The sequence below is a fragment of the Bizionia hallyeonensis genome (genome assembly GCF_042657385.1).
GTDB lineage: Bacteria > Bacteroidota > Bacteroidia > Flavobacteriales > Flavobacteriaceae > Algorimicrobium > Algorimicrobium hallyeonense.
In genome coordinates this window covers 759,671-785,301 of sequence record NZ_JBHSLA010000001.1, presented here as the reverse complement: position 1 = coordinate 785,301, position 25,631 = coordinate 759,671, and the positions used below count along the sequence as shown (strand labels likewise).

Below are 25,631 nucleotides of genomic sequence, written 5' to 3'. Positions count from 1 at the left end.
ATGTTAAAAGCCGCATTGTCTCAAAAAAAGACTAACAGCAAATAACATGTGACATTTAAAAATCATTAAAAACAAAGACATGAAAACAACAGCACTCGTTATCGGCCTACTTTTTTTAGGTATTTTTAGTCATGCTCAACAATTAGCATTAGCTAATGAAAAAGGCGACTTTGGTTATATTACAAAAACTGGAACTTGGCAAATTAAGCCCCAATTTAAAGTAGCAAAAAACTTTTCTGATGATTTAGCCGAAGCCTCTTTAGATAAAAAAACTTGGGGTTTTATTAATCGAAAAGGGGAATGGGTTATCCAACCACAATTTGACAAAACTAAAGCGTTCAACTCTGGAATAGCCGTTGTTTTAAAAGATAAAAACTGGATGTACATCAACAAAAAAGGCGAACAAGTTTTACAAGACGTTTCTACTGATAAGGTTTATGATTTCGAAAATGGGTATGCTATTTTCAGAAAAGAATCTGGTGTTGGATTTATAAATACCAAAGGAGAAATAGTCGTAGAACCAAAATTCACCAAAGCTTTTAATTTTGAAAATGGTTCCGCCAAAGTATTAGAAAATGATAAATGGGGGCTAATTGATGCTACTGGAAAATATGTGGTTAAAACAGAATATGATGGTATTAGCAACGCATACAACGGTCAAATTGTAGCTAATATTGGCGAACGCTACGGACTGATTATCAATGGTGAGTTTAAAGAAGTGTCTGGAGCTGAAAAAATTTGGGATTTTTCAAATAATAAAGAAAACACCTATGCAAAAAAGGATGGCAAAATAGGTTTCATTAACACAAAAGGAGAATGGATTATAGAGCCAAAATTTGATAAAGCGCGTGCGTTCTCAAATGGACTAGCCCCCGTTAACGAAGGTAAAAAATGGGGGTATATTAACACCTCTGGCGAGATTATCATTCCGTTTCAATATAAAGATGCTGAAATTTTTAGCGCAAGTGGTTTAGCGCCTGTAACAACAGGTAAAGAATGGGGTTTTATCAATAAAAAAGGGGATTTAGTAATTCCTGAAGACTATGAAATTACAGCTGGTGGGTTTTCAATTTTTTCAAAAAACAACCCAAAAGGCTTTATTGATGGTCTTGCTCGTGTTAAAAAGAAAAAATCTTGGACATACCTAACAACAAAAGGCGAGCCGTTAAATAACTTATGGTTCGAAAATTTAGAATTATTTTACTAGTTTGAAAACACAAACTAACAATAGCCTGAAAAATACAAATACATGAAATGTGCTTTAATTACTGGCGGTTCTCGAGGAATTGGAAAAGCAATTTGCAAACAACTTGCAGAAGATTCGGATTACCATATTTTAATAAATTATAACAGCAACAAAACAGCTGCATTGGAAACCAAAGCAGACATTGAGTCTCTAGGTAAAACAGCTGAAATAATCCAATTTAATGTTACAGATGCCAATCAAGTAAAGTCTGCTTTAGATGCATGGCAAGAACAAAATAAAGACGCCATAATTGAAGTTATTGTTAACAATGCCGGAATTACAAAAGATGGTTTATTTATGTGGATGCCTCCCGAAGATTGGCAAGATGTGATAAATACGTCCTTAAACGGATTTTATAATGTAACCAACCATTTAATTCAAAAACTGTTGCGTAATCGCTATGGTCGGATAATCAATGTCGCATCAGTTTCCGGCGTTAAAGGTACAGCTGGGCAAACCAATTATTCGGCAGCAAAAGGCGCCTTAGTAGCTGCTACCAAAGCATTGGCTCAAGAAGTTGCTAAACGAAATATTACTGTAAATGCAGTAGCACCTGGTTTTATAAAATCGGATATGACAGCCAATTTAGATGAAAAAGAATTAAAGGGCATGATTCCTGTAAATCGTTTTGGCGAACCGGAAGAAGTAGCTTACGCCGTATCCTTTTTAGCATCAAAACGCGCATCGTATATAACCGGTGAAGTTATTAATATTAATGGAGGGATTTACTCTTAAACGTTTTATAAAATGAGAAGAGTTGTAATTTCTGGAATGGGTATTTATTCCTGCATAGGCGAAAATTTAGAAGCTGTAAAAAAATCATTGTATAAGGGTGAATCTGGAATTATAGCTGACAATGAACGTCTAGAATTTGGCTACCGTTCTCCATTAACTGGAATGGTAAAACAACCAAATTTAAAAAATTTATTATCGCGCAGACAGCGAATTAGTTTAGGCGAAGAAGGCGAATATGCCTACATAGCAACTCTGGAAGCGCTTGAAAATGCGAAAATAACACAAGATTTTTTAGACAAAAACGAGGTTGGAATTTTATATGGAAACGATAGCACAGCAAAATCCACTGTAGAGGCCGTTGATAAAATACGCGAAAAAAAAGACACGACTTTAGTTGGTTCTGGTGCTATTTTTCAAAGCATGAACTCGTCTGTAACCATGAATTTATCCACCATTTTTAAATTACGAGGTATAAATTTTACCATCAGTGCCGCTTGTGCTAGCGGATCTCATTCCATTGGAATGGCATATCAGCTAATAAAAAGTGGACTTCAAGACTATGTTATTTGCGGAGGCGCTCAAGAAATAAATGCCATTGCCATGGGAAGTTTTGATGGATTAGGTGTTTTTTCTGTAAATAGTGATCCCAAAAAAGCATCCTGCCCCTTTGATAAAAATCGGGATGGATTAGTTCCAAGTGGTGGGGCAGCAACACTTATTTTAGAAACCTATGAATCTGCTGTAAAACGCGGAGCTACTATATATGGCGAAATTATTGGCTATGGGTTTTCCTCCAATGGCGATCATATTTCAACACCAAACGTAGATGGTCCTGCACGTGCTATGAAAATGGCCATTAAACAAGCAGAAATTAAAGCATCAGACATTGAATATGTTAATGCTCATGCAACCTCAACACCTGTTGGCGATGCTAATGAAGCGTTAGCTATCCTTGAAGTTTTTGGTGAAAACGGACCCTATGTTAGTTCAACTAAATCCATGACAGGACATGAATGCTGGATGGCTGGTGCAAGTGAAGTTTTATATTCTATTTTAATGATGCAAAATGATTTTATTGCACCCAATATAAATTTGGAAGAACCGGATGAAGCTGCAAGTAAATTAAATTTAGTTAACAAAACGTTAAACAAAAAATTTGATGTATTTTTGTCTAATTCATTTGGATTTGGCGGAACAAATTCAGCTTTAATTATAAAAAAATAATTTTGTGGAAATGACTAAAGAAGTTATTATTGAAAAAATAAACGACTTTCTTATTGATGAGTTTGAAGTAGAAAGCGATGATATTTCTCCAGAAGCAAACCTTAAGAACACCCTAGAACTTGACAGCCTAGATTTTGTAGATTTAGTAGTTGCTGTCGAATCTAATTTTGGTGTAAAATTAATTGGTGAAGACTTTGTAAACGTTACAACACTTCAAGATTTTTATAATCTTATCGAACGAAAGTTAAGCTAAACCATATTACATTTTTATGGCTACAGAATGGCAGGGAAAATCAAGAGGAACCGTTCTTGGATATAAAATATACGTGTTTATTATGAAGCATTTAGGCATGGGAACTGCCTATCTTGTGCTTTATTTTGTAGCTGCCTATTTTTGTTTTTTTTCTAAAGATAGCACCAAAGCTATTTATTACTATTTTAAAAATCGTTTAAAATATTCGTCCTTTAAAAGCTATAGAAGCATCTTTAAAAGTTACTATGTCTTTGGACAAACGATTCTGGACAAAATTGCTATTTCATCTAATTTGAGTGATAAGTTTACCTATGAGTTTGATGGCGCAGAAACCATAACTGAAACCCTTAAAGAAAAAAAAGGTGGCATTTTAATTAGTGCTCATGTTGGTAATTTTGAAATATCTGAATACTTTTTTAATCAACTAGAAGACAATGCCTCCATTAGTTTATTAACAACCGATGTAGAGCATACAGCCATAAAAAATTATTTAGATAGTGTTCGTGAAAAATCAAGCATCAATCTGATTATTATAAAAAACGATTTATCACATATTTTTGAAGTCAATGCCGCATTAGCAAGAAATGAAATAGTATGTATCACTGGCGATCGCTACACAGAAGGAACCAAGCATTTAACAGAAACCTTATTAGGTGAACCTGCTAAATTTCCAGCAGGCCCTTTTATGCTAGCTTCCCGGTTAAATGTACCGGTGTTATTTGTTTATGTTATGAAAGAAACAAATAAGCATTATCACTTATATGCAAGACGCTCTCAAGCTAAACACCGTGATGCACAAGGACTTTTAAAAGAATTTACGGAAAGTGTTTCATGGATGTTACAAAAGTATCCGTTACAGTGGTTTAATTATTTTGATTTCTGGGATTCAAAAAACGCATAACATGAAACAGGTTTTAGTCATCTATTATTCGCAATCAGGCCAACTAACCGAGATTTTGAACAATATTGTTGAGCCCATGCAAAACAACGAAACGGCTTTCACCTATTTAAATATTGAAATGGAAGAAGCCTTTCCATTTCCTTGGAATAAAGAACAGTTTTTTGGCGTATTCCCGGAAACCTTTCGCCAAGAACCAAGATCTATAAAACCCATTCCAGATGCTATTTTAAATAAAAATTATGATTTAATTTTATTTGGATATTCAGTCTGGTATTTAACACCATCTTTACCAACCACGTCGTTTTTGGCTACTCCAGAAGCTAAAAAACTTTTTAATAACACACCTGTAATTACCATTATTGGCTGTAGAAATATGTGGATTATGGCTCAAGAAAAAATAAAGCATAAGCTTCACGAGCTTCATGCCAATTTAGTTGGAAACATTGTTTTAGTAGATAGGCATATTAATCATATAAGTGTTATTACCATTGTTCAATGGATGTTTACGGGCGTCAAGAAACGCTTTTTAGGTATCTTTCCCAAACCTGGCGTGTCTCAAAAAGATATTGATGAAGTATCAAAATTTGGTAACATCATCGCAAAACATCTTGCCCAAAATGATTATAAAAAGCTTCAAAACAACTTATTACATATTGGAGCGGTAAAAATTAAACCCTTTCTAATAACTGTTGATAAACGTGCCAATGCTATATTCTCAAAATGGGCACACCTTATCACCACAAAAAGTGACAAAAACACATCTAAAAGACGGTTTTTTGTTAAAATGTTTAATTATTACTTATTAATTGCCATTTGGTTAATTTCACCACTAGTTTTTATCTTATTTTTGTTGACTTATTTACCTTTTTATAGCCAAATAAAAAAAGATAAAGTATATTACGCATCTGTTGCATTAAAAGAGAAGGAAGTTTAAAATGAAGGAAGTATACATTACTAAAATATCAAAATTTTTACCAAATCGTCCCATTAGTAATGATGAGATGGAAGATAAATTAGGAATTATCAACGGAAAAGCGTCCAAAGGACGTCGGATTGTTTTACGCAACAATCAAATTAAAACACGTTATTATGCATTAGATGATAACGGCAATGTAACACATAACAATGCGCAACTGGCCAAAGAAGCCATTATTAAACTTTTTGATGAAAATTTTAAATTTTCAGATATCGAGCTATTATCCTGTGGCACATCAAGCCCAGACCAAATATTACCGTCTCACGCTGCCATGGTTCATGGATTTTTAAAGTGTGATAATGTTGAAATTAATTCACCTTCAGGCGCTTGTTGCTCTGGAATGAATGCTTTAAAATTTGGTTATCTATCCGTAAAATCTGGCCAGTCAAAAAATGCAATTGCATCTGGTTCAGAACGTATTTCCTCATGGATGAAAGGACATATTTTTGAGAATGAAATTAAACATTTGCAAGCCTTAGAGGACAATCCAATTCTAGCTTTTAATAAAGATTTTTTACGTTGGATGCTTTCTGATGGTGCAGGTGCCTTTTTATTAGAAAACCAACCAAATGGCGACACCCCTTTACGTATTGAATGGATGGAAGGTTATTCTTACGCACATGAATTAGAAGCTTGTATGTATGCTGGAGGTGATAAACTAGAGAACGGTTTTTTAAAGCCTTGGAGTGAATACAGCACAAGCGATTGGAGTGAAAAATCCTTGTTTGCCATTAAACAGGACGTTAAATTATTAAGTGCTAACATCCTTAAAAAAGGTGTTGACAGCCTAAAACGCGCCATAAACAAACACGATTTAAAACCTAGTGAAATAGATTACTATTTACCTCATATTTCATCTCATTATTTTAAGGATAAACTCTACCAAGAAATGGTAGATAATGATGTTGAAATCCCTTGGGAAAATTGGTTTATGAATTTAAGTAAAGTTGGCAATGTAGGTTCCGCATCTATATTCCTAATGTTAGAAGAATTAGCACAATCAGGAAAGCTTAAAAAAGGCGAAAAAATATTGCTTTCTGTTCCTGAAAGTTCTCGTTTCTCTTATGCTTATGCACTTTTAACCGTATGCTAAATAATGGCCACGCACGTTTTACCAGTTACTAATATTACGCATTTAATTCCGCAAAAGACACCGTTTGTAATGGTGGATACTTTAGTTGCTTTTTCTCCCGAAAATTTAGTGTCTAATTTTAAAATTTTAGAAAACAATATTTTTGCTGAAAACGGATATTTATCGGCACCTGGCTTGGTTGAAAACATGGCGCAATCTGTTGCATTACATACTGGATACGATTATTTTTTAAAAGGTGAAGCGGCACCAATTGGCTATATCGGCTCTATAAAATCTATTAAAATTCAACAGCTTCCTAAAATAGATGAAAATATTACAACTAAAGTTACCATCCTTCATGAATTTATGGGCGTCACTATGGTTGAAATCGAAGTGTTAAATGAAGCACACGAGATAATTGCCCAAAGTGAAATGAAAACCATTATTGCAAGCTAATGAGCCTTAGCCATCTAGATATCGCTAAATTTCTACCACATAGACCACCCTTTTTAATGGTGGATCATGTACTTTCTATTGATGATGAGCACGTATCAACTTCGTTCACGATAAAACCAGATTGCATTTTTAATGAAAACGGAGTTTTTAATGAAGCTGGCCTAGTAGAAAATGCCGCACAAACCTGTTCTTCTATTGTTGGGAAAAGCTTTTTTAATGAAGACGACATTGAAGGCAAAGGCACTAAACTCATAGGTTTTATTAGCGCTATCAAAAAAGTAAGCATAAAATCTTGCCCTAAAGTAGGTAGTAAAATTGTTACAAGTGCCACCTTAAAATCTCGCTTTGACACCGATGAATATAGCATTTGTACCATAAACTGTATTATTACATTAGAACATATAGAATTACTATCTTGTGAACTAAATTTAGTTATTCAAGAACTTAAATAACTTCGGCATGAAAAAAGATGAGGTTCCACAAGACTCTAGTAATTTAGAATCCGCCAAGCTTAAAGAATTATGCTATGCCGTTGATGAGGATGGCAACTATACAACCGTTAATAGTTCCGGTTGGGATCCAAAAACTATTGCATTAAATCAAGCTATCGAAGAAATTAATGCACGCATTGCAAATGCTAAAAATCGTGTGTTAAAAAAAGAAACGAGTCCTATTGAATATTATATGGAGTTTCATAAAATGGATCTTTCTATTTTAGCTAGTTATGTTGGTATATGGTCTTGGCGAATAAAACGTCATTTTAAACCAACCGTTTTCAATAAACTTTCTGAAAAAACACTTCAAAAGTATGCCGATACATTTGATGTTTCTATGGAACAATTAAAAGATATTACCAAACATGGAAATTAATTTTACACATCATCAAACAGCTCATTGTGAAAACGGTGTGATTTCCAATTTAATGAAGCATCATGGCTTCCAAATTAGTGAACCTTTAGCCTTTGGTATCGGTTCAGGTTTACTCTATTGCTATATTCCGTTCTTAAAAGTGAATCATGCACCAGCTTTAACATACAGAGCCATGCCTGGTTTTATATTTAAGCGTTTTGCTAAACGTGTGGGTATTGAAATTAAACGTGAAAAGTTTAAGAATCCGCAAGATGCTAAAGCGCGATTAGATCAAAATTTAGAAAATAAAAACCCTGTTGGTTTACAAGTTGGCGTGTATAATTTGGTTTATTTTCCTGATGAATACTGCTTTCATTTTAATGCTCACAACCTAATTGTTTACGGAAAAGAACAGGACAGATATCTGATTAGTGACCCGGTTATGGAAACCGTAACAACCCTAACAGAAAAGGAACTTGAAAAAGTGCGTTTCGCTAAAGGTCCTTTTGCGCCAAAAGGACATATGTACTATCCAATTGCCTTTCCTGAAAAATTAGACATTGAAAAAGCCATTATAAAAGGAATTAAACATACCTGTCGTGATATGTTGGCGCCTATGCCAGTTTTAGGAGTAAAAGGCATTCGCCATGTAGCCAAATTAATCCGTAAATGGCCTAAAAAGAAAGGTGTTAAAGTTGCCAACCATTATTTAGGGCAAGTGGTCCGTATGCAAGAAGAAATTGGAACAGGTGGTGGCGGATTTCGTTATATTTTTGCCGCGTTTTTACAAGAAGCAAGTGGTATTTTAAACAATCCTAAATTAGCCGATTTATCAAAAGAAATGACCGTTATTGGTGATTTATGGCGGGATTTTGCTTTAGATGCTTCCCGTATTTACAAAAACAGAAGTGCTAAAGAGGATGCTTACAACAATGTCGCTTCTCAACTGGAAACCATTGCAGATAAAGAAGAAGCATTCTTTAAAAAATTAAAAAAAGCCATTAAATAAGTGATAGATATTCAGCAAATTTCCAAAAAGTATAAAGGCGCCGATAATTATTCGGTGTCTAATTTCGACTTGACCATTGCTGAAAAAGAAATTTTTGGTTTGTTAGGACCAAATGGTGCCGGAAAAACCACTTTAATCTCTATTTTGTGTTCGCTCATTAAACCAACATCTGGTAGTTTTTCAATTGCAGGACTTACCTATCAGAAAAATAAAAATCAGCTCAAGCAAATTATCGGCATAGTGCCCCAAGAGTATGCATTGTATCCATCTTTAACCGCTTTTGAAAATCTAAAATACTTTGGAAGTATGTACGGCTTAAAAGGAAAAAGTCTAGATACCAAAATTAATTCGGCTTTAGAGCATTTGGGTTTACTAGCATTTGCTCATAAAAAAATAGACACCTTTTCGGGTGGCATGAAACGACGGATCAATTTAATTGGTAGTGTGCTTCACAATCCAAAAGTCTTATTTTTAGATGAACCAACCGTTGGTGTTGATGTGCAATCAAAAAACGTAATTATCGCTTTTTTACAGGACCTTAATAAAAACGGAACGACAATTATTTACACATCGCATCACTTGAATGAAGCCGAAACGTTTTGTACACGTGTAGCCATTATTGATCACGGTAAATTGGTAGTAAAAGGAAAACCTCAAGAACTCATTACACAACATTTAGGTGCCAATAACCTAGAAGATGTTTTTATAAATATAACTGGAAAAGCCTTACGAGATCATGCATAAACTTTGGGCTTCCACATACAAGGAATTTTTATTACTTACCAGAGATTTTGGCGGTATAGCCATACTTTTCGTTATGCCTTTGATACTAATCATAACCATAACACTTATCCAGGACAGTACGTTTAAATCGGTTACCGACATACAAATCCCCATTCTAGTCGTAGATAATGACCAAGGGAATGTTTCTGAAATTATACTAAAAGGTCTGAATGAATCTGGATCATTTCAGGTCATTACAGAAACGGATGAAAACACAGCACGCGATTTGGTTTTCAAAGGAAAGTACCAATTAGCCATTGTTATCCCTAAAGATTTGTCCGTAAGCCTATCCGAAAAGGTAAGCCAAAATGTCGATGGAATTATTGCTAAGTTTGGTTTAGAAGAAACTTCCGAAACCATGGAAGTTCCTGAAATTGAAAGCAAACAAGTTACCTTATACTTTGATCCAGCTACACAACTGACTTTTAAAAGTTCGGTTAAAAATGGCATTGACAAAATGATTTCAAAAATTGAAACCCAATCCATTTATAAAGCCTTTCAAGAACAAATTTCGGACGATCCAAACGACGTTATATTTGAAACCGATACCTTTATTACGTTTAAAGAAGTATTGCCCACGGATAATGATAAGGAAATGATACCAAACTCCGTGCAGCACAATGTACCTGCTTGGACATTATTTGCCATATTTTTCATCATAGTACCACTATCCATTAATATTGTTAAGGAAAAGAGTCAAGGTACGTTTGTACGTTTACGGACTAATCCAGTTTCATACGCGACAGTTTTAGGCGGTAAAACACTAGTATATTTAATAGTTTGCCTTATTCAATTTATTTTGATGCTCTTAGTTGGCATTTTCCTATTCCCAGCAATTGGTTTACCAACATTGGATATTTCCGGTAGAATCCCGTTATTGTTTGTAGTAGCCACATTTGCAGGATTGGCAGCTATTGGATTAGGGTTACTATTAGGAACTATTGCCAAAACACAAGAACAATCAGCGCCTTTTGGTGCAACCTTCGTGGTAATATTGGCTGCTCTTGGAGGCGTTTGGGTACCCGTTTTTGTTATGCCAAAAATTATGCAAACTTTATCGCATATTTCACCAATGAATTGGGGCTTAAATGCTTTTTACGACGTATTTTTACGAAATGGATCCTTTCTTGATATTTTACCAGAAATAAGCCTGTTGCTCTTGTTTTTTTTAGCAACAACTATAATTGCAATTATTTACAATGAAAAAAAGAATGCCGTCTAAACAAAAAGAAATTGTTCATACCAGTGAGGTTCGCGTACGTTTTGTTGAAACCGATCCGTTAGGGATAGTATGGCATGGCAATTATATTCAATATTTTGAGGATGGCCGTGAAGCTTTTGGGCGTGCCCATGGCATATCCTATTTAGACCAAAAAGAATATGGCTTTGCAACACCAATTGTAAAATCTAGTACAGATCATAAATTACCATTACGTTATGGCGATATAGCAACGGTTAAAACAATTTACATAGACAGTCCTGCCGCTAAAATGGTGTTCCGTTATGAAATATACAATCAGCACAATCAATTAGTTTGTACAGGTGAAACCACACAGGTTTTTGTAGATAAAATTGGTGAAGGCGACTTATCATTAAACATTCCGCCGTTTTTTACAGCATGGAAACAACAAGTTGGATTATTGGATGGCTAAAGTGTATGTTTCATATAATACTATTATTTCTGCTTTAGGGTTTACTAGCAAAACCGTTGTGGAAAATATTCACAACGAAACATCGGGTTTACAGCGTATTCATGATGCTGCAATTTTACCAAATCCTTTTTATTCCGCATTAATAGATTCTGAAGTTTTGGAAACTGAATTTCAAAAACTAGGCCCAAAATCAGACTTTACCAGATTAGAAAAAATGATGCTTACAGCCTTACATGCGGTTATTGCTGATTCTAAAATAGAGTTAACGGATCGTGTAGGCCTTATCATTTCTACCACAAAAGGTAATATTGATGCTTTAGATTCAAACAATCCGTTTCCTCCAGAACGTGCATATTTACATACATTAGGGAACACTATTCGCGATTTTTTTCACTTTAAAAATGATGCCATTGTTGTGTCCAATGCTTGCGTATCAGGTATTTTAGCCGTTGCAATTGCCAAACGCTATATCTTACAAAATACCTACGATCACGTTTTTATTGTGAGTGGTGATATGGTAAGTCAATTTATTTTATCAGGTTTCAATTCCTTTCAAGCCTTAAGTAGTGAACCTTGTAAACCTTATGATGCCAATAGAAAAGGAATTAACATTGGCGAAGTTTCAGCAGCTGTTTTAGTAACAAAAAATGATACCAATTTAGTAGAAGAAGCAGTTGAAATTTTAGGTGAAAGTTCATGTAACGATGCCAATCATATTTCTGGACCATCACGAACTGGTGAAGGGTTGTATCGCAGTATAGAATCGGCCTTATTACAATCCGGATTAAAGCCATCTGAAATCGATTTTATTTCGGCTCACGGCACGGCCACACCGTTTAATGACGAAATGGAAGCAATAGCATTCAACAGATCCAATTTACAACAGGTTCCCGTAAATAGTTTAAAAGGCTATTTTGGTCATACCCTTGGCGCTTCAGGTCTTTTGGAAACTATTGTTGGAATGCACAGCCTTAAAAACAATATTTTATACGCCTCAAAAGGATTTGATTCTTTAGGCGTATCACAACCCTTAAATATTATAAAAAGCACTCAAACAGTCAGCAAATTACACACATTTCTCAAAACTGCTTCTGGTTTTGGTGGATGTAATACGGCTGTTGTTTTTAAAAAAATAACCAAATAAACTATGACCAAAAAGCCTATCAGAGCCATTGATGCTGTTCAAGAAGCTGAAAAAATTGCATTTGCACCATTTGTATTTCAAGCCGTTGTAGCTTTAAGAAAACTTGGAATCTTTGACCTTATATTTCAATATCGTAAAAAAGGTGGTATTTCTTTAGATAATATTGCAAAAGAGCTAAAAATAAGCAACTATGGCATTGGCGTTCTACTTGAAATTGCAGAAAGCTATAATATTGTTAATAAGGATGAAAATAATCAGTTTGAATTAACCACAACAGGATACTTTTTAGCTTTTGACAGAACCGTTGATGTCAATATCAATTTCACTCAAGATGTATGTTATAAAGGGTTATTTCACCTAACCGAAGCCATAGAAACTGGAAAACCAGCAGGATTAAAAGAATTAGGCGATTGGGAAACAATTTATCAGGGACTTTCAGTTTTAAGACCTGATATTCAAAAGGCTTGGTTTGAATTTGATCATCATTATTCTGACGAAGTATTTCAGGAAGCATTAGAATTTGTTTTTAGAAACAACCCAAAAACGATTTATGATGTTGGTGCTAACACGGGGAAATTTGCCATTAGTGGAAGTAAGTATTCAGATTCTGTTTCTATTAAAATGATTGATTTACCTGGTCAATTACAAATTGCACTAAAAAACGTAGAACTAGCCGGGTTTAAAGATCGCGTAACACATCATGAAATAGATTGGTTATCGGGAAACCCGCAATTACCAGTTGGCGCTGATGCCATTTGGATGAGTCAGTTTTTAGATTGCTTTTCAGAAGATGAAATTCTCGTGATATTAAAAGCCTGCGTCGCAGCGGTGAATGACGATGGTGAAGTGCTTATTATGGAAACGTTTACAGACAGACAGCGTTTTGATAATGCTAAATTTATTTTAGAAGCTACATCACTCTACTTTACCGTAATGGCAAATGGAAACAGTAAAATGTATCCATCCACCGTATTAATGAAGTTGATAGACCAAGCGGGCTTAAAATTAATTGAAGATCGCGCTGTTGGAGAATATCACACTATTTTTGCTTGTAAGAAAAAATAATTTATGACAACTAATTATCACATAACATCCTATTGCCATATTAAGAACCAAAAGGTTTCACTTAATGGGCATGAGGTATTTCATGATAATTCAGAATTGTTTCCCGATTTTATAAAAAATGCTTACAAAGCTTTAGACACAAAATACCCCAAGTTTTTTAAGATGGATAATTTAAGTAAGTTGGCTTTTTTAGCATCTGATACCCTTCTTAAAAACGAAAATTTAAACCCTGAAAAGGAACACAATATAGCGGTCGTTTTTTCCAATAAGGCAGCCAGTTTGGATACCGACCGTATGCATCAGGAAGCCATTCAAAACACCAGTGATTATTTTCCAAGTCCTGCCGTATTTGTTTACACATTACCAAACATTTGTATTGGAGAGATAAGTATTAAATATAAGCTGTTTTCTGAAAATAGTTTTTTTATCTTTGACAGCTTAAATGCTGAACATTTAGCTAGTTACTCCAATAGTTTATTGGATATGAATAAAGCCGATCAAGTGCTTTGCGGTTGGGTGAATTTTGATAAAAACCACTACGAAGCTTTCTTATATTTGGTAGCCAAAAATGGGAAAACAGCACATAATAAAAAAGAGATAATAACCTTATACAACACATAATATGGAGGCACTAAAACAAGAATTGAAAGAAAACATTATTGAACAGTTAAATCTTGAAGATATGACAGTTGCTGATATTGGAGATGACGATATGCTTTTTGGAGATGGACTCGGTTTGGATTCTATAGATGCATTAGAATTAATTGTCATGTTAGATAAAAACTATGGTATTAAATTAACAGATCCAAAGGAAGGTCGTCACATTTTTGAATCGGTAAATACCATGGCTACATACATTACGGAAAACCGTTCAAAATAATTTTTTAGTTATAAACTAATATTTCTATGAGTCAAGGTATTGCAATTACAGGAATGGGAATAATTTCTGCCATTGGAAACAATGTAGCTGAAAATTATAACGCACTTATCAATGAAAATAAGGGCATTTCGCGTATTTCTAAAATTGATACCATTCATAAAAATGATATTATGGTTGGTGAAATTGCGTACACCAATCAAGAGTTGGAATCCCTTTTAAATTTACCACCTGATAATAATTATTCCAGAACCGCATTTTTAGGAGCTGTTGCTGCCAAAGAAGCTGTTACGCATGCTGGTATAACAGATATTACCGCATATAAAACTGGTTTAATATCAGCTACCAGTGTTGGCGGGATGGATATGACTGAAAAATACTATTATCAGTATTTTGAAGATAAAAGCAAACAAAAATATATTGCGGGTCATAATGCAGGCGACTCTACTCAAAAAATTGCCCAGCAACTGGGTATTGAAGAAAGCTTGGTAACCACAATCAGTACAGCGTGTTCATCGGCTGCCAATGCTATTATGCTCGGCGCCCGCTTAATCAAAGCAGGCAAACTGGATCGTGTGGTTGTGGGTGGTTCAGACTGTATGTCTAAATTTACAATCAACGGTTTTAAAACACTCATGATTTTATCGGATACCTACAACACACCTTTTGATGACAACCGTAAAGGTTTAAATTTAGGTGAAGCTGCTGCTTATTTAGTGTTAGAATCAGATGCCGTTGTAGCCGCCGAAAACAAACCGGTTTTGGGGTATGTAAAAGGATATGGAAATGCTAATGACGCGTATCATCAAACAGCATCTTCTGAAAATGGTGATGGTGCTACCATAGCTATGGAGAAAGCGTTAGAAGTTGCCAATTTTAAACCAGAGGATATTGATTATATCAATGCACATGGAACAGCAACGGGAAATAACGATTTATCTGAAGGTCGTGCTATTATTCGTGTTTTCGGTGATAAAACACCCGAATTCAGTTCCACAAAAGCTTATACAGGACATACATTAGCTGCTGCTGGTGCTATTGAAGCAGTGTATTCTATTTTGGCACTTCAGCATAATATTATTTTTCCAAATTTGAACTTTAAAACGCAAATGCAGGAATTCTCAATAACCCCTGAATTAGCGCTAAAAGAAAAACCACTTAAATCGGTTATGTCCAACTCGTTTGGATTTGGAGGAAATTGTTCAACTGTAATATTTTCAAAAGACGCCTAATGAAAAACGTGTACATAAATAGTTTTGGTTCCGTTTCGGCGCAAAATACGACAGATGAAGCTGATTTTCTAAAAGACATCATTTCATATAATGCCACAACTTTTCCTGCTATAAATCCGAATTATAAAGATTTTATTCCGCCTGCTGCAGCCAGACGCATGGCAAAAGGAATTAAAATGAGTATTATAGCCTCCAAATTAGCTTTAAAAAGAGCACATTTGGATAATGTTGACGCCATTATTACGGGAACAGGAATGGGCTGTTTACGCGATTCGGAAAAGTTTTTAAGTGCCATAATTGATGATAACGAACAGTACTTAACACCAACACCTTTTATTCAATCTACACATAATACCGTTGGTGGACAAATTGCTTTGGAAATTCAATGTAAGGGCTATAATTTTACCTATGTGCATGAGAGCAACTCCTTTGAGTCTGCGCTATTAGATGCCAAATTACAGTTGGAATTAAATGAAGCCCAACATATTTTAATTGGTGGTGTTGACGAAATAGGCGATTATACCATTTCACTTAACAAACTCATAAAACACATAAAAGAAGTACCTGTTGAAAGTTCACAAATAGTAGACACCAAAACTAAAGGTGCTATTTATAGTGAAGGCGCTAACTTTTTTGTAGTTTCCAATGAAAAGCAAGATTCTTCTTTAGCCATCGTTGAAGACTTACAAACCTTTAATACCTTGCCATTGCACTCCGTAGCCGAAAAGGCGCGCGAATTTTTAAAAGCAAACAACTTAAATCCATCAGAAATAGACACCCTTATTTTGGGGAATAATGGTGATGTTGATTTTGATTCTTACTACGAAACATTAACACGAGGTGATTTTCAAAACACACAGCAACTAGCTTACAAACCTTGGATTGGGGAATTTAACACAGCTTCTTCGTTTGGGCTTCTTTTAGGAGCTCATATTTTAAAAACACAAACCGTTCCTGAAGCTTTTCAGATGAATACTATTACGCCTTCTCATTATAAAACCATACTTTTATACAACCAGTATCGTGGAGAAAATCATAGTTTCACCTTACTTCGTCAATGCTAAATTTTAAATTAGTAACATTAACAACCAGTGTTATTTTTATAGGTTTATTAGTTGTTTCTCTGATAAATCCTATAAGTATTTGGTGGTTTGTTTCACTTTTTTTTATTTGGTTTATACTTACAGCTTTGGGTTCGGGATTGGTTGGTTGGAACTACCATATTAAAATTTTAAATGCGAATAAAAACGCTACTAAAAACCACATAGCCATCACCTTTGACGATGGACCAAACCTAGTGTTTACGCCTCAAGTTTTAGCCCTTCTAAATTCATATCAAGCTAAAGCCACATTTTTCTGTATTGGAAAACATATTGAAAATCATCCGGATCTTTTTAAACAAATTATAGCGGAAGGTCATACCATTGGGAATCACACCTATTCTCATGCCAATAATTTTGGCTTTTTTAAAACGAAGAAGGTTCAAGCGGAATTGGAAAAAACAAATCGTATTATTAAGCAATATAGCGGTTTAAGTCCCAAATTATACCGTCCGGCATTTGGGGTAACCAACCCACGTATTGGTCGTGCAGTTCAAAACTTGCATTTAACCACGATTGGTTGGAATAAACGCTCATTAGATACCACTAATCTATCTGAAGAACAGATACTAAAACGTACCATTAAAAACCTTAAACCTGGCGATGTAATTCTTTTACACGACACGAGTGATAAATCTGTTAGGGTTTTGGAACAGTTATTGTTATTTTTACGTGATAATAATTTTCAATCCGTTACGATTGATGCCTTATTCAACACCCAAGCTTATGCGTAATATCTCTATACTGTGCTTCTTCTTTATTCTGAATTTACATGCACAAAAACCCATGAATTCAGCAGAGGCAGATGCCTTAAAAAGCGTGGTTAAACAGCAAGCCAAAACCACAAAAACCATTACAAGTGCCTTTACGCAGTACAAACACATGGATTTTTTATCTAATGATATTATTACCAAAGGTAACCTGCATTTTAAAGCGCCAAATTTGGTAAAATGGTCTTATACCGACCCCTTTGTTTATTCTGTTATCTTTAAAGATAACAAGCTATATATTAATGATGAAGGCAAAAAAAGTGATATTGACATGAGTTCAAGCAAACTTTTTAAACAACTGAATAGTCTCATTATTAACAGTATAAAAGGCGATATGTTTGATGCAGAAGAATTCCATATAGAATACTATAAATCTGGAAACAACAGCCTCGTTTATTTTAAGCCGAAGGACAAAAAATCGGCTTCATTTATTGAAGTATTTCAATTAACCTTTAATGCACAAGGTGATGTTGAAATTGTGAAAATGGTGGAACCGTCTGGCGATTACACCAGAATTGTTTTCAGTAATAAAGTATTAAACAACCCGGTTTCTGATGCGTTATTTAATCATTAGTTGTTGCTTTCTAATATTGAGCTGCGGGTCTTATAGTAAGAAGAACCAATTAACAGTACAGGAAGTAAAGAAGCAATTTATAACCAATCCGTATTTCTCTGATGCCAATCAAGACTATGTTTACAAGGCCAGTATTCAGGTTTACGACAATAGTTTTGGTGGTTTATTAATTATTAAAAAGATTGAAGATGGCAATCATCGAATCGTTTTTACAACAGAAATGGGTGCAAAATTATTCGACTTCTCCATAACCGAAACGGAGTTCAAGGTTAATTATATTTTGGATGAGCTCAATAAAAAACTACTAATAAATCTTTTAAAAACCGACTTTAAAGCTTTGGTTCAAGAGCAAAATTTGGTTTCTAAAAGTTTCATAAAGGATACGATTCACATTTATCAAACGGCTATTTTGGGTAAAAAACACTTCTATTATGTTTCCGAACACCTAAATCAAATAATTCGAACGGGTTATCAAAAAGAGAAAGTTCACTTTTTGTTTACAGATATAAGTAATAATATTGCAAACCAAATTACTATTAAACATCATAATATTAAACTAGAAATTAACCTCAAATCAATTTCCAAATGAAAAAACTATCATTAATCATTTGCTTAATTTTTACTTCAGCAGTTTTTGCTCAAGTACAAGTCCGTCCTGGTTTTAAAGCAGGACTAAATGCAGCAACTGTTACTAACATTGATAATTCCACAAGAAAAGTAGGCTTTCAAGGTGCAATGTTTTTAAACATTCATTTTCCAAAGATTTATGAATTGCAGATAGAAGCATCCTATTCCAACCAAGGCTTTGGCCGTGACAACTTTACAATCAGCAATCCTTATGATGGTGAAATTTATAGATATTCTGGAAATGATGTGAGCATTCACTATATTGGTGCTGCCATCTCAAATAAATTCTTTTTTATTCCAGATGTTGGCTTGCATTTTTTAGTCGGACCTAGTTTAGAAATTAATGTGTCCGATAACACCTATGGCGACATTATTCCAATAGATATTGCTTTTTTTGCAGGTATTGGTTACGAATTCCCAATGGGCTTAGGTTTAGAGGCTCGCTACAAACAAGGGTTTGTTGATGTACGCGATGATTTTTATAACAATAATTACTATGACAACGATTATACTTTTGGAAATGAAAATGACTACTATTATAACGGCAATAATAAGCTAAATTCCGTATTTCAATTAAGTGTTTATTATAAATTTAAATTTTAATAAAACCCATGTTACTAAAAGATTTTTATAAAGTTAACTCACTAGAATCCACGGAAGGCAAGGCTATTGCTAACATTACTATCAATAAAGAACATGATGTTTTTAAAGGCCATTTTCCTGGGAATCCTGTAACGCCTGGTGTCTGTATGATGCAGATTATTAAAGAGCTGTCAGAAGAAGTTCTTTCAAAAAAACTCTTTATGGAATCCGCTAGTAATGTGAAATTCATGGCGATTATTAATCCATTTAAAACACCAGATTTAGAACTTACTCTGGATTTTGAAGATACCAAAACAGGATTTCGCGTTAAAAATATTACCAAGTTTAACGATACTGTGGCATTAAAATTGATTACGTCATACAACGTAATATAGGCACCTATGAAATTCATACTTATAAGTTTTGTCCTACTCGTTTTTAACGTACAAAGGTTAGAGTTAAATCAGGTACGTCAATCTTATAAAGAAGCGGCTCAAAGTCAAGAACTTGTAGATGCGTTTTATACGGCCATGCAATCAGTTTCTAAAACAGACGCTATGGCTTTAGTAGCATATAAAGGTGCGGCCATAGCTTTAAAAGCTAGAAGTGCAAAAACCCTAAAAGACAAAAAAGATGGTTTTATAGAAGGTGTAGGCTATATAGAATATGCCATTGAAACTGAACCCAACAATATTGAACCGCGATTTGTAAGATTAGGAATTCAAGAGAACACACCCAAAATTTTAAAATATAAAGATGCTATAGTAGAAGATAAGCAGTTTATATTAAAACAATATCAGTACATTTCCTCGAAAAATTTAAAGAACCATATTAAAGATTTTATTTTACAATCTGCCGTGTTTACAGATGAAGAAAAACAAAGTATAACATCTAAATAACGTTACCAAATATGAAAAAAATTACCTACCTACTACTTTTCCTTTTTACCATTCCAATGTCCGCTCAAGACATTATTTTAACAACCAATAACGAAGAGATTTCCTCCAAAGTTGAAGAAATTCACATTGAAACCATCTCCTATAAAAAATCAGATAATCTTTCAGGACCATCCTATCATATAAAAAAGTCTGATGTTTCGAAAATTACCTTTGAAAATGGTAAAGTGGAAACCTTCCATTCCGTTGCTCCTGCCAATTCTGGCGATATTTCATTAATGGAAACGAAAGCTTTTTTAATTGAAAAATACGGTTATGAACACAACAGTCATTTAAAAAAGGGATACAAAGCAACTTTTGAAGGAGACTATTTAAGATTATCCGTTATGAATAAAAAGGGTACCAAAGCTATAAACTCCATGCTTTATGATTTTGAAAATGTTTATGCTTATAAAAACATTGATAAAAGAAAAAAAGATCAAGCATATTTAAACATTTTTGTTCCATTTTTAAAGTATGAGAAGAAAAACAAGTGGGATAAAATAAAATTAGTAATGAGTGTTGATGGTCATGATCATGCCGAATCTATTTTAAATGCATTTAAACATTACACGGAACTACTGAAAGAACAAAGCAAAAAACCGGGACAAAAATTTTAGTTACTGCTGATTAGATTATCATAGTCCATTAAAAATCAGTATTTTTCAGTCACTAACTCCAAAAGGCTTTTAGTACGTGCAAAACCAAAGTATCACACAAAAAATTACCGATTTAAACGTTTGTATTTTAATTCCAACGTATAACAATCAGCATACTTTAAAGCGTGTGGTGGACGGAGTTTTAACCTACTCCAACAATATTATTATTGTCAATGACGGGTCAACCGATGCCACGACAGACATATTAAAAGATTATCCAAATATTCAACAAATTCATTTCCCCAAAAACAAGGGTAAAGGAATTGCATTACGAACCGGATTTAAAGCAGCAATTGCTTTAGGCTATGAGTTTGCAATAACTATTGATTCTGATGGGCAACATTTCCCGAGTGATATTCCAAATTTCATCACAGAATTAGACCAACACAACACCAAGAACGTGTTGATTATTGGTTCCCGAAACATGAAACAGGAAGGTGTGCCTGGAAAAAGTAGTTTTGGAAATAAGTTTTCCAACTTTTGGTTCTGGTTTGAAACGGGTATTAAATTAAAAGACACCCAATCAGGATTTCGTTTATATCCGTTAAACGTTATTAAAAACCTGAAGTTTTACACCAATAAATTTGAGTTTGAAATTGAAGTGATTGTCAAATCGGCTTGGAAAGATACCGAGGTTAAAAACATGCCAATTCAAGTACTTTATGATGAAACCGAACGTGTCTCTCACTTTCGCCCATTTCAAGATTTTACGCGGATTAGCATTCTAAATACATGGTTGGTTTTTTTAACACTTATCTATTACAAACCACGACAACTATTCCGAAATATTAAAAAAAAAGGCTTTAAACGATTTTTTGTTGAAGACTTTCTAGGCAGTAAGGATTCACCAAAAAAGAAAGCACTTTCGGTTGCATTAGGGGTTTTTATAGGATTTTCGCCACTTTGGGGATTTCACACACTGATTGTATTAACACTCGCTGTGTTTTTAAAATTAAATAAAACCATTGCTTTTGCTTTTTCCAATGTTAGCCTACCTCCTTTTATACCATTTATTATTATTGCCAGCCTAGAATTAGGGCAATTTATTTTACAAGAACCCATTTCCTATTCTCTTACGGATTTGTTAGATAATTTTGAGGTTTTACAGCATCTTAAAACGTATATTGTAGGAAGTTTTGCTCTAGCAACACTTGGAGCCATTTTGTTTGGTTTTGCTGCCTATTTTTTCTTCGGCGTATTTAAAAAGAAGAAACGCGTTTTACAACATGACTAACTTTTTTTATCAAATATATCTTTGGGTTGCTTCTAGAAAATTAATCAGTTTTCTGGGATTACTTGTCGTGGTTTCTGGACTCATAGTTTTGGCTAGCCACATTACTTTTGAAGAAGATATTACCAAACTTATTCCCACAAGCAGCGAAAATGAAGATGCTCAAAAAGTTTTAAAAACTGTCAATTTTGCGGATAAAATTATTGTCAATATCACGCGTGAATCTGGTGCTTCCGTTCAAGATTTAACTCGATACGCTGCTCAATTTATTGATAGTCTAGAAAAACATTCACAACCGTATTACACGAAAATTCAAGGACAAATTCCCGATGAAACCGTTTTAACCACATTGGATTTTGTTTACGAAAATTTACCACTTTTTTTAGAGACTGAAGATTACCAAACTATTCAAGGTAAATTGGATGCAGACAGTCTGCAAGCCATAACCCAAGCACATTACAAAACATTAATTTCCCCTTCAGGTTTTGTTGCAAAAGAAACCATTCTACGCGATCCTTTAGGATTATCCTTTATTGCGTTAAAAAAACTTCAGCAGTTAAGTTTTGGCGATGCATTTATTTTAGAAAATGGCTTTCTATTAAGTAAAGACAAGCAGCATTTATTATTGTTTATTTCACCCAAACATAAATCCAGTGAAACATCTGAAAACGCTCTTTTTGCCGAACAACTTTACAAGCTACGCGATAGTTTAAATAGCGATTTCGAAAACACCGTTAACAGTGCGTATTTTGGAGGTGCTTTAATTGCTGTTGCCAATGCACAGCAAATAAAACGTGACATTACTATTACAGTAAGTATTGCCATGAGTGTTTTGCTTTTAATACTGATTGTGTTTTACAAAAAAATATCCATTCCACTTATTTTATTTACACCTACCGCTTTTGGTGCCTTGCTGGCAGTTGCCATGTTGTTTGTAATCCGCACGAATATATCTGCTATTTCATTAGGTATTGGCTCGGTTTTATTAGGAATTACTTTGGATTATGCCCTTCATATATTAACCCATATTAGGAGTAACAATAATATTAAGGAATTGTATCAAGAGATTACTAAGCCTGTTTTAATGAGTAGTTTAACGACTGCTATGGCGTTTTTATGTTTGTTGTTTTTAAAATCGCAAGCTCTTCAAGATTTAGGAATATTTGCCGCCATTAGTGTTTTAGGTGCTTCGGTATTTTCATTAATTTTTATTCCTCAAGTGTATCGAATTAACAAAAAATCACTTCAAGGGAAAACAATTTTAGATACAGCTGCCAAATATCCATTTCATAAAAACAAATGGCTCATTAGCGGATTAGTTGCACTATTTGTGTTGAGTATTTTCACCTACAGCAAAGTAGGTTTTAACAACGATATTTCGCAATTAAACTATGAACCCGAAGAATTATTGCAAGCACAACAACGTTTAGATGTCTTAACCAATATTCAATCCAAATCGGTTTATTTAGCAGCTTACGGCTCTAATACGGAAGAAGCTATTACAGCCAATGATGCCGTATTTTCTAAACTACAAACGCTTAAAAAGGAAAATCAAATTATTAATTTTAGTTCCATTGGCGCTTTGGTACAAAGCCAAGACCAGCAACAGAAACACGTAGAAGCTTGGCGAAATTTCTGGCAGCCAGAAACGATAGCGTTTACCAAACAAGAACTAATTTCTAGTGGCGAAACGCTTGGGTTTAAACCAAGCACATTCCAGCAATTCTACAACCTAATGGAAGCTGACTTCAACACTTTAAATTTGGACGGTTTTAAAACCTTAAAAACGGTTTCTATTGAAGATTATATTGGCGAAGCTGATGGTTTTTCAACAGTCACATCATTAGTGAAATTAGAAGACAATCAAACCGAAAGTTTAATAAAAACCTTTAAAGACCAACCACAAACCTTGGTAATTGATAGAAAGCAAATGAATGAAACCTTTTTAGGTGGACTAAAAAATGATTTTAATCGGTTGGTTGGCTATTCGCTTTTAGTTGTTTTAGTTTTGTTATTACTTTTTTACAGAAGCGTGTCTCTCACCTTAGTGACGGCATTGCCAATTGCATTAACCTGGCTGTTAACCATTGGTATAATGGGTGTAACAGGTATTGAATTTAATATATTTAACATTATAATATCGACCTTTATTTTTGGTTTGGGAATTGATTATAGCATTTTTATTACCAACGGACTATTACATGAGTTAAAAACAGGCGAACGCGTTTTACCAACCCACAAAACGTCTATTATATTATCTGTAATCACCACTATTTTAGGTGTTGGTGTACTTATTTTCGCCAAGCACCCTGCACTTTTTAGCATTTCAATGGTGTCTATAATTGGTATTATTTCCGCTTTATGTATCGCCTTTGTTCTGCAACCCTTGTTTTTTAAATTTTTTATTGGAAGTAAAACAAGCAAACCGGCTCCTGTAGTTTTATTTATTTTCTCTAGTATTTCATTCACCTATTATGGTCTTGGTGGTTTGTTTTTATCCATCTTCGGAATGACTATTTTACGCGTGATTCCGGTTAGTATGAAGAAAAAAATGGGCTGGTTTCACCGCGTAATGTCCAAGTTTATGAAATCGGTTTTAGATTCCTATCCCTTTTTTAAAACCCAAGTTATAAACCCAACCAACGAAACCTTTAAAAAACAAGCTGTAATAATTGCCAATCATACGTCATTCCTTGATATTTTGGCTATTGGCATGCTGAATCCAAAAATTATATTTTTAGTAAATGATTGGGTTTACAACTCACCGTTTTTTGGTAGAGCGGTTAAATTAGCTGGATTTTATCCTGTTTCTAGTGGTATTGAAAATGGCGTTACGCATTTACAGAAAAAAGTGGATCAAGGCTATTCGCTTATGGCTTTTCCTGAAGGAACACGGTCGTATACACACAAAATGAAACGTTTTCATAAAGGCGCATTTTATTTGGCCCATCAATTTAAATTGGACGTTGTTCCTATTATTATTCATGGGAATTCTGAAATATTACCAAAAGGGAATTTCGTTATTAAACGTGGTCGTTTATCTGTAAAAATATTAAAGCGTATTGCTTTTGATGACACCAATTTCGGAATTAAAGATCGGGAACGCACCAAACAAATTAGTGCCTATTTTAAATCGGAATTTAAAGCCTTTAGAAATGCTCATGAAAATGCAACCTACTTTCATAATATGGTCTTGGAGGAATTTCGCTATAAAGGTCACGAACAATATCTAACTATAAAAACGGACTTAAATACTCATCAAGATACCTATAAATATCTATTAGACACCTTGGAGGATGACGAAAGCATCACACATATTTCAAATGCCCATGGTCAATTAGATTTTCTATTGGCTGTAGATAGCCCAAATAGAAAAATTACGAGCTTTCTAGAAAATTCTGCATCCCGCAAATTGGTACAAAACAGTTTTATTCCTAATAACCATTATAAAATTAATAGTGCTGAATCAATTTTAAAAGCCCTAAAAACGCCTAGCAATACACTCATTATTAATTCAGATGTGTTAACAAATACGCAATTAGAATCATTAAGTGCTCAAAACACAGCACGTGTTGTTCTTCTTTTTGAAAGTACAAAACGCTATTTAGCTATATTTGAAAAACTTAATTATCATATTAGCCATCAAACACAAAATTTAATTCTTTTAATTAAGCACTAA

Annotated in this window: 29 protein-coding genes; all 29 read left to right on the top strand. The window is 34.2% G+C overall.

The annotated features are described in order from the left end of the window. Positions 1 to 79: 79 nt before the first annotated feature. The 29 genes from ACFPH8_RS03575 to ACFPH8_RS03435 all read left to right on the top strand — a co-directional run bounded on the left by ACFPH8_RS03575 (position 80) and on the right by ACFPH8_RS03435 (position 25,631). Positions 80 to 1,207 (top strand): WG repeat-containing protein, encoded by a 1,128-nt coding sequence (locus ACFPH8_RS03575; protein ID WP_376858518.1) that lies wholly within the window; start codon positions 80 to 82, stop codon positions 1,205 to 1,207. Positions 1,208 to 1,249: 42 nt separating this feature from the next. Beyond that, a complete protein-coding gene (flxB, locus tag ACFPH8_RS03570) occupies positions 1,250 to 1,981 on the top strand; it encodes a flexirubin biosynthesis SDR family reductase FlxB (RefSeq protein ID WP_376858516.1) in 732 nt (243 codons plus the stop codon). A gap of 12 nt (positions 1,982 to 1,993) precedes the next feature. Then, on the top strand, positions 1,994 to 3,205 hold the full coding sequence (locus ACFPH8_RS03565; protein WP_248397236.1) for a beta-ketoacyl-[acyl-carrier-protein] synthase family protein: 1,212 nt from the start codon (positions 1,994 to 1,996) through the stop codon (positions 3,203 to 3,205). Positions 3,206 to 3,215: 10 nt separating this feature from the next. Next, positions 3,216 to 3,458, top strand: a complete 243-nt coding sequence (locus ACFPH8_RS03560; protein ID WP_066247504.1) for an acyl carrier protein — start codon at positions 3,216 to 3,218, stop codon at positions 3,456 to 3,458. Between the two features lie 16 nt (positions 3,459 to 3,474). Beyond that, positions 3,475 to 4,359, top strand: a complete 885-nt coding sequence (locus ACFPH8_RS03555) for an LpxL/LpxP family acyltransferase (protein WP_248397234.1) — start codon at positions 3,475 to 3,477, stop codon at positions 4,357 to 4,359. A gap of 1 nt (position 4,360) precedes the next feature. Further along, positions 4,361 to 5,293 (top strand): dialkylrecorsinol condensing enzyme DarA, encoded by a 933-nt coding sequence (locus tag ACFPH8_RS03550; protein WP_376858513.1) that lies wholly within the window; start codon positions 4,361 to 4,363, stop codon positions 5,291 to 5,293. A gap of 1 nt (position 5,294) precedes the next feature. Then, positions 5,295 to 6,428 carry a dialkylresorcinol biosynthesis protein DarB gene (gene darB / locus ACFPH8_RS03545; RefSeq protein ID WP_248397231.1) on the top strand — a complete coding sequence of 378 codons (1,134 nt, stop codon included), beginning with the start codon at positions 5,295 to 5,297 and terminating at the stop codon, positions 6,426 to 6,428. 3 nt (positions 6,429 to 6,431) lie between these two features. Further along, positions 6,432 to 6,863: a hotdog family protein gene (locus ACFPH8_RS03540; protein ID WP_248397229.1), complete on the top strand. Its 432-nt coding sequence runs from the start codon at positions 6,432 to 6,434 to the stop codon at positions 6,861 to 6,863. After that, the gene (locus tag ACFPH8_RS03535) at positions 6,863 to 7,315 is read left to right on the top strand and encodes a hotdog family protein (RefSeq protein WP_376858510.1); all 453 of its coding nucleotides are present in this window, start codon (positions 6,863 to 6,865) and stop codon (positions 7,313 to 7,315) included. The genes ACFPH8_RS03540 and ACFPH8_RS03535 overlap by 1 nt, the downstream gene beginning before the upstream one ends. A 7-nt stretch (positions 7,316 to 7,322) precedes the next feature. Beyond that, the gene (DarG, locus tag ACFPH8_RS03530; RefSeq protein ID WP_376858508.1) at positions 7,323 to 7,733 is read left to right on the top strand and encodes a flexirubin biosynthesis protein DarG; all 411 of its coding nucleotides are present in this window, start codon (positions 7,323 to 7,325) and stop codon (positions 7,731 to 7,733) included. Next, positions 7,723 to 8,721 (top strand): BtrH-related acyltransferase DarH, encoded by a 999-nt coding sequence (gene darH / locus ACFPH8_RS03525; protein WP_376858506.1) that lies wholly within the window; start codon positions 7,723 to 7,725, stop codon positions 8,719 to 8,721. The genes DarG and darH overlap by 11 nt, the downstream gene beginning before the upstream one ends. Continuing rightward, positions 8,722 to 9,465: an ABC transporter ATP-binding protein gene (locus ACFPH8_RS03520; RefSeq protein ID WP_376858504.1), complete on the top strand. Its 744-nt coding sequence runs from the start codon at positions 8,722 to 8,724 to the stop codon at positions 9,463 to 9,465. Then, positions 9,458 to 10,726 (top strand): ABC transporter permease, encoded by a 1,269-nt coding sequence (locus tag ACFPH8_RS03515; protein ID WP_376858502.1) that lies wholly within the window; start codon positions 9,458 to 9,460, stop codon positions 10,724 to 10,726. The genes ACFPH8_RS03520 and ACFPH8_RS03515 overlap by 8 nt, the downstream gene beginning before the upstream one ends. Next, the gene (locus ACFPH8_RS03510) at positions 10,704 to 11,156 is read left to right on the top strand and encodes an acyl-CoA thioesterase (protein ID WP_066247477.1); all 453 of its coding nucleotides are present in this window, start codon (positions 10,704 to 10,706) and stop codon (positions 11,154 to 11,156) included. The genes ACFPH8_RS03515 and ACFPH8_RS03510 overlap by 23 nt, the downstream gene beginning before the upstream one ends. After that, entirely contained in the window at positions 11,149 to 12,300 is a 1,152-nt protein-coding gene (locus ACFPH8_RS03505; protein ID WP_248397215.1) for a beta-ketoacyl-[acyl-carrier-protein] synthase family protein, read from the top strand. The genes ACFPH8_RS03510 and ACFPH8_RS03505 overlap by 8 nt, the downstream gene beginning before the upstream one ends. 3 nt (positions 12,301 to 12,303) lie before the next feature. Further along, a complete protein-coding gene (locus ACFPH8_RS03500; RefSeq protein WP_376858500.1) occupies positions 12,304 to 13,365 on the top strand; it encodes a methyltransferase in 1,062 nt (353 codons plus the stop codon). A gap of 3 nt (positions 13,366 to 13,368) precedes the next feature. Further along, positions 13,369 to 13,986: a 3-oxoacyl-ACP synthase gene (locus ACFPH8_RS03495; RefSeq protein WP_376858498.1), complete on the top strand. Its 618-nt coding sequence runs from the start codon at positions 13,369 to 13,371 to the stop codon at positions 13,984 to 13,986. Between the two features lies 1 nt (position 13,987). Further along, the gene (locus ACFPH8_RS03490) at positions 13,988 to 14,245 is read left to right on the top strand and encodes a phosphopantetheine-binding protein (RefSeq protein WP_248397209.1); all 258 of its coding nucleotides are present in this window, start codon (positions 13,988 to 13,990) and stop codon (positions 14,243 to 14,245) included. Positions 14,246 to 14,271: 26 nt separating this feature from the next. Continuing rightward, a complete protein-coding gene (locus ACFPH8_RS03485; protein WP_376858496.1) occupies positions 14,272 to 15,474 on the top strand; it encodes a beta-ketoacyl-[acyl-carrier-protein] synthase family protein in 1,203 nt (400 codons plus the stop codon). Next, on the top strand, positions 15,474 to 16,538 hold the full coding sequence (locus ACFPH8_RS03480; RefSeq protein WP_376858494.1) for a beta-ketoacyl synthase chain length factor: 1,065 nt from the start codon (positions 15,474 to 15,476) through the stop codon (positions 16,536 to 16,538). Before ACFPH8_RS03485 ends, ACFPH8_RS03480 begins: the two co-directional genes overlap by 1 nt. Further along, the gene (locus ACFPH8_RS03475) at positions 16,532 to 17,308 is read left to right on the top strand and encodes a polysaccharide deacetylase family protein (RefSeq protein ID WP_376858492.1); all 777 of its coding nucleotides are present in this window, start codon (positions 16,532 to 16,534) and stop codon (positions 17,306 to 17,308) included. Before ACFPH8_RS03480 ends, ACFPH8_RS03475 begins: the two co-directional genes overlap by 7 nt. Beyond that, complete coding sequence (gene lolA2, locus ACFPH8_RS03470; RefSeq protein ID WP_465251605.1) at positions 17,301 to 17,918, top strand: flexirubin biosynthesis/transport protein LolA2; 618 nt, start codon at positions 17,301 to 17,303, stop codon at positions 17,916 to 17,918. The genes ACFPH8_RS03475 and lolA2 overlap by 8 nt, the downstream gene beginning before the upstream one ends. Further along, positions 17,899 to 18,507 (top strand): flexirubin biosynthesis protein LolB2, encoded by a 609-nt coding sequence (gene lolB2 / locus ACFPH8_RS03465; protein ID WP_465251604.1) that lies wholly within the window; start codon positions 17,899 to 17,901, stop codon positions 18,505 to 18,507. Before lolA2 ends, lolB2 begins: the two co-directional genes overlap by 20 nt. Then, on the top strand, positions 18,504 to 19,148 hold the full coding sequence (locus tag ACFPH8_RS03460) for an outer membrane beta-barrel protein (RefSeq protein ID WP_376858486.1): 645 nt from the start codon (positions 18,504 to 18,506) through the stop codon (positions 19,146 to 19,148). The genes lolB2 and ACFPH8_RS03460 overlap by 4 nt, the downstream gene beginning before the upstream one ends. Positions 19,149 to 19,156: 8 nt before the next feature. Continuing rightward, complete coding sequence (locus ACFPH8_RS03455; RefSeq protein WP_376858484.1) at positions 19,157 to 19,522, top strand: ApeI family dehydratase; 366 nt, start codon at positions 19,157 to 19,159, stop codon at positions 19,520 to 19,522. A 6-nt stretch (positions 19,523 to 19,528) separates the two neighbouring features. Continuing rightward, complete coding sequence (locus ACFPH8_RS03450) at positions 19,529 to 20,026, top strand: hypothetical protein (RefSeq protein WP_376858482.1); 498 nt, start codon at positions 19,529 to 19,531, stop codon at positions 20,024 to 20,026. Between the two features lie 11 nt (positions 20,027 to 20,037). After that, positions 20,038 to 20,682, top strand: coding sequence for a hypothetical protein (locus ACFPH8_RS03445; protein WP_376858480.1), 645 nt, complete (start codon positions 20,038 to 20,040; stop codon positions 20,680 to 20,682). Positions 20,683 to 20,758: 76 nt separating this feature from the next. Beyond that, complete coding sequence (locus tag ACFPH8_RS03440) at positions 20,759 to 21,955, top strand: DUF2062 domain-containing protein (protein WP_376858478.1); 1,197 nt, start codon at positions 20,759 to 20,761, stop codon at positions 21,953 to 21,955. Further along, positions 21,948 to 25,631, top strand: a complete 3,684-nt coding sequence (locus ACFPH8_RS03435; RefSeq protein WP_376858476.1) for a 1-acyl-sn-glycerol-3-phosphate acyltransferase — start codon at positions 21,948 to 21,950, stop codon at positions 25,629 to 25,631. The genes ACFPH8_RS03440 and ACFPH8_RS03435 overlap by 8 nt, the downstream gene beginning before the upstream one ends.

Excerpts from the sequence above, each read along its gene's own strand:
- ACFPH8_RS03450 (WP_376858482.1), top strand. The coding sequence starts at position 19,529 with ATGAAATTCATACTTATAAGTTTTGTCCTACTCGTTTTTAACGTACAA.
- lolA2 (WP_465251605.1), top strand. The coding sequence starts at position 17,301 with ATGCGTAATATCTCTATACTGTGCTTCTTCTTTATTCTGAATTTACAT.
- ACFPH8_RS03500 (WP_376858500.1), top strand. The coding sequence starts at position 12,304 with ATGACCAAAAAGCCTATCAGAGCCATTGATGCTGTTCAAGAAGCTGAA.
- ACFPH8_RS03575 (WP_376858518.1), top strand. The coding sequence starts at position 80 with ATGAAAACAACAGCACTCGTTATCGGCCTACTTTTTTTAGGTATTTTT.
- ACFPH8_RS03505 (WP_248397215.1), top strand. The coding sequence starts at position 11,149 with ATGGCTAAAGTGTATGTTTCATATAATACTATTATTTCTGCTTTAGGG.
- ACFPH8_RS03445 (WP_376858480.1), top strand. The coding sequence starts at position 20,038 with ATGAAAAAAATTACCTACCTACTACTTTTCCTTTTTACCATTCCAATG.
- darH (WP_376858506.1), top strand. The coding sequence starts at position 7,723 with ATGGAAATTAATTTTACACATCATCAAACAGCTCATTGTGAAAACGGT.
- ACFPH8_RS03495 (WP_376858498.1), top strand. The coding sequence starts at position 13,369 with ATGACAACTAATTATCACATAACATCCTATTGCCATATTAAGAACCAA.
- ACFPH8_RS03460 (WP_376858486.1), top strand. The coding sequence starts at position 18,504 with ATGAAAAAACTATCATTAATCATTTGCTTAATTTTTACTTCAGCAGTT.
- flxB (WP_376858516.1), top strand. The coding sequence starts at position 1,250 with ATGAAATGTGCTTTAATTACTGGCGGTTCTCGAGGAATTGGAAAAGCA.
- ACFPH8_RS03565 (WP_248397236.1), top strand. The coding sequence starts at position 1,994 with ATGAGAAGAGTTGTAATTTCTGGAATGGGTATTTATTCCTGCATAGGC.
- DarG (WP_376858508.1), top strand. The coding sequence starts at position 7,323 with ATGAAAAAAGATGAGGTTCCACAAGACTCTAGTAATTTAGAATCCGCC.
- ACFPH8_RS03535 (WP_376858510.1), top strand. The coding sequence starts at position 6,863 with ATGAGCCTTAGCCATCTAGATATCGCTAAATTTCTACCACATAGACCA.
- ACFPH8_RS03480 (WP_376858494.1), top strand. The coding sequence starts at position 15,474 with ATGAAAAACGTGTACATAAATAGTTTTGGTTCCGTTTCGGCGCAAAAT.
- ACFPH8_RS03455 (WP_376858484.1), top strand. The coding sequence starts at position 19,157 with ATGTTACTAAAAGATTTTTATAAAGTTAACTCACTAGAATCCACGGAA.
- ACFPH8_RS03550 (WP_376858513.1), top strand. The coding sequence starts at position 4,361 with ATGAAACAGGTTTTAGTCATCTATTATTCGCAATCAGGCCAACTAACC.
- ACFPH8_RS03475 (WP_376858492.1), top strand. The coding sequence starts at position 16,532 with ATGCTAAATTTTAAATTAGTAACATTAACAACCAGTGTTATTTTTATA.
- ACFPH8_RS03435 (WP_376858476.1), top strand. The coding sequence starts at position 21,948 with ATGACTAACTTTTTTTATCAAATATATCTTTGGGTTGCTTCTAGAAAA.
- ACFPH8_RS03510 (WP_066247477.1), top strand. The coding sequence starts at position 10,704 with ATGAAAAAAAGAATGCCGTCTAAACAAAAAGAAATTGTTCATACCAGT.
- ACFPH8_RS03490 (WP_248397209.1), top strand. The coding sequence starts at position 13,988 with ATGGAGGCACTAAAACAAGAATTGAAAGAAAACATTATTGAACAGTTA.
- ACFPH8_RS03540 (WP_248397229.1), top strand. The coding sequence starts at position 6,432 with ATGGCCACGCACGTTTTACCAGTTACTAATATTACGCATTTAATTCCG.
- lolB2 (WP_465251604.1), top strand. The coding sequence starts at position 17,899 with ATGCGTTATTTAATCATTAGTTGTTGCTTTCTAATATTGAGCTGCGGG.
- ACFPH8_RS03555 (WP_248397234.1), top strand. The coding sequence starts at position 3,475 with ATGGCTACAGAATGGCAGGGAAAATCAAGAGGAACCGTTCTTGGATAT.
- ACFPH8_RS03485 (WP_376858496.1), top strand. The coding sequence starts at position 14,272 with ATGAGTCAAGGTATTGCAATTACAGGAATGGGAATAATTTCTGCCATT.
- darB (WP_248397231.1), top strand. The coding sequence starts at position 5,295 with ATGAAGGAAGTATACATTACTAAAATATCAAAATTTTTACCAAATCGT.
- ACFPH8_RS03515 (WP_376858502.1), top strand. The coding sequence starts at position 9,458 with ATGCATAAACTTTGGGCTTCCACATACAAGGAATTTTTATTACTTACC.
- ACFPH8_RS03560 (WP_066247504.1), top strand. The coding sequence starts at position 3,216 with ATGACTAAAGAAGTTATTATTGAAAAAATAAACGACTTTCTTATTGAT.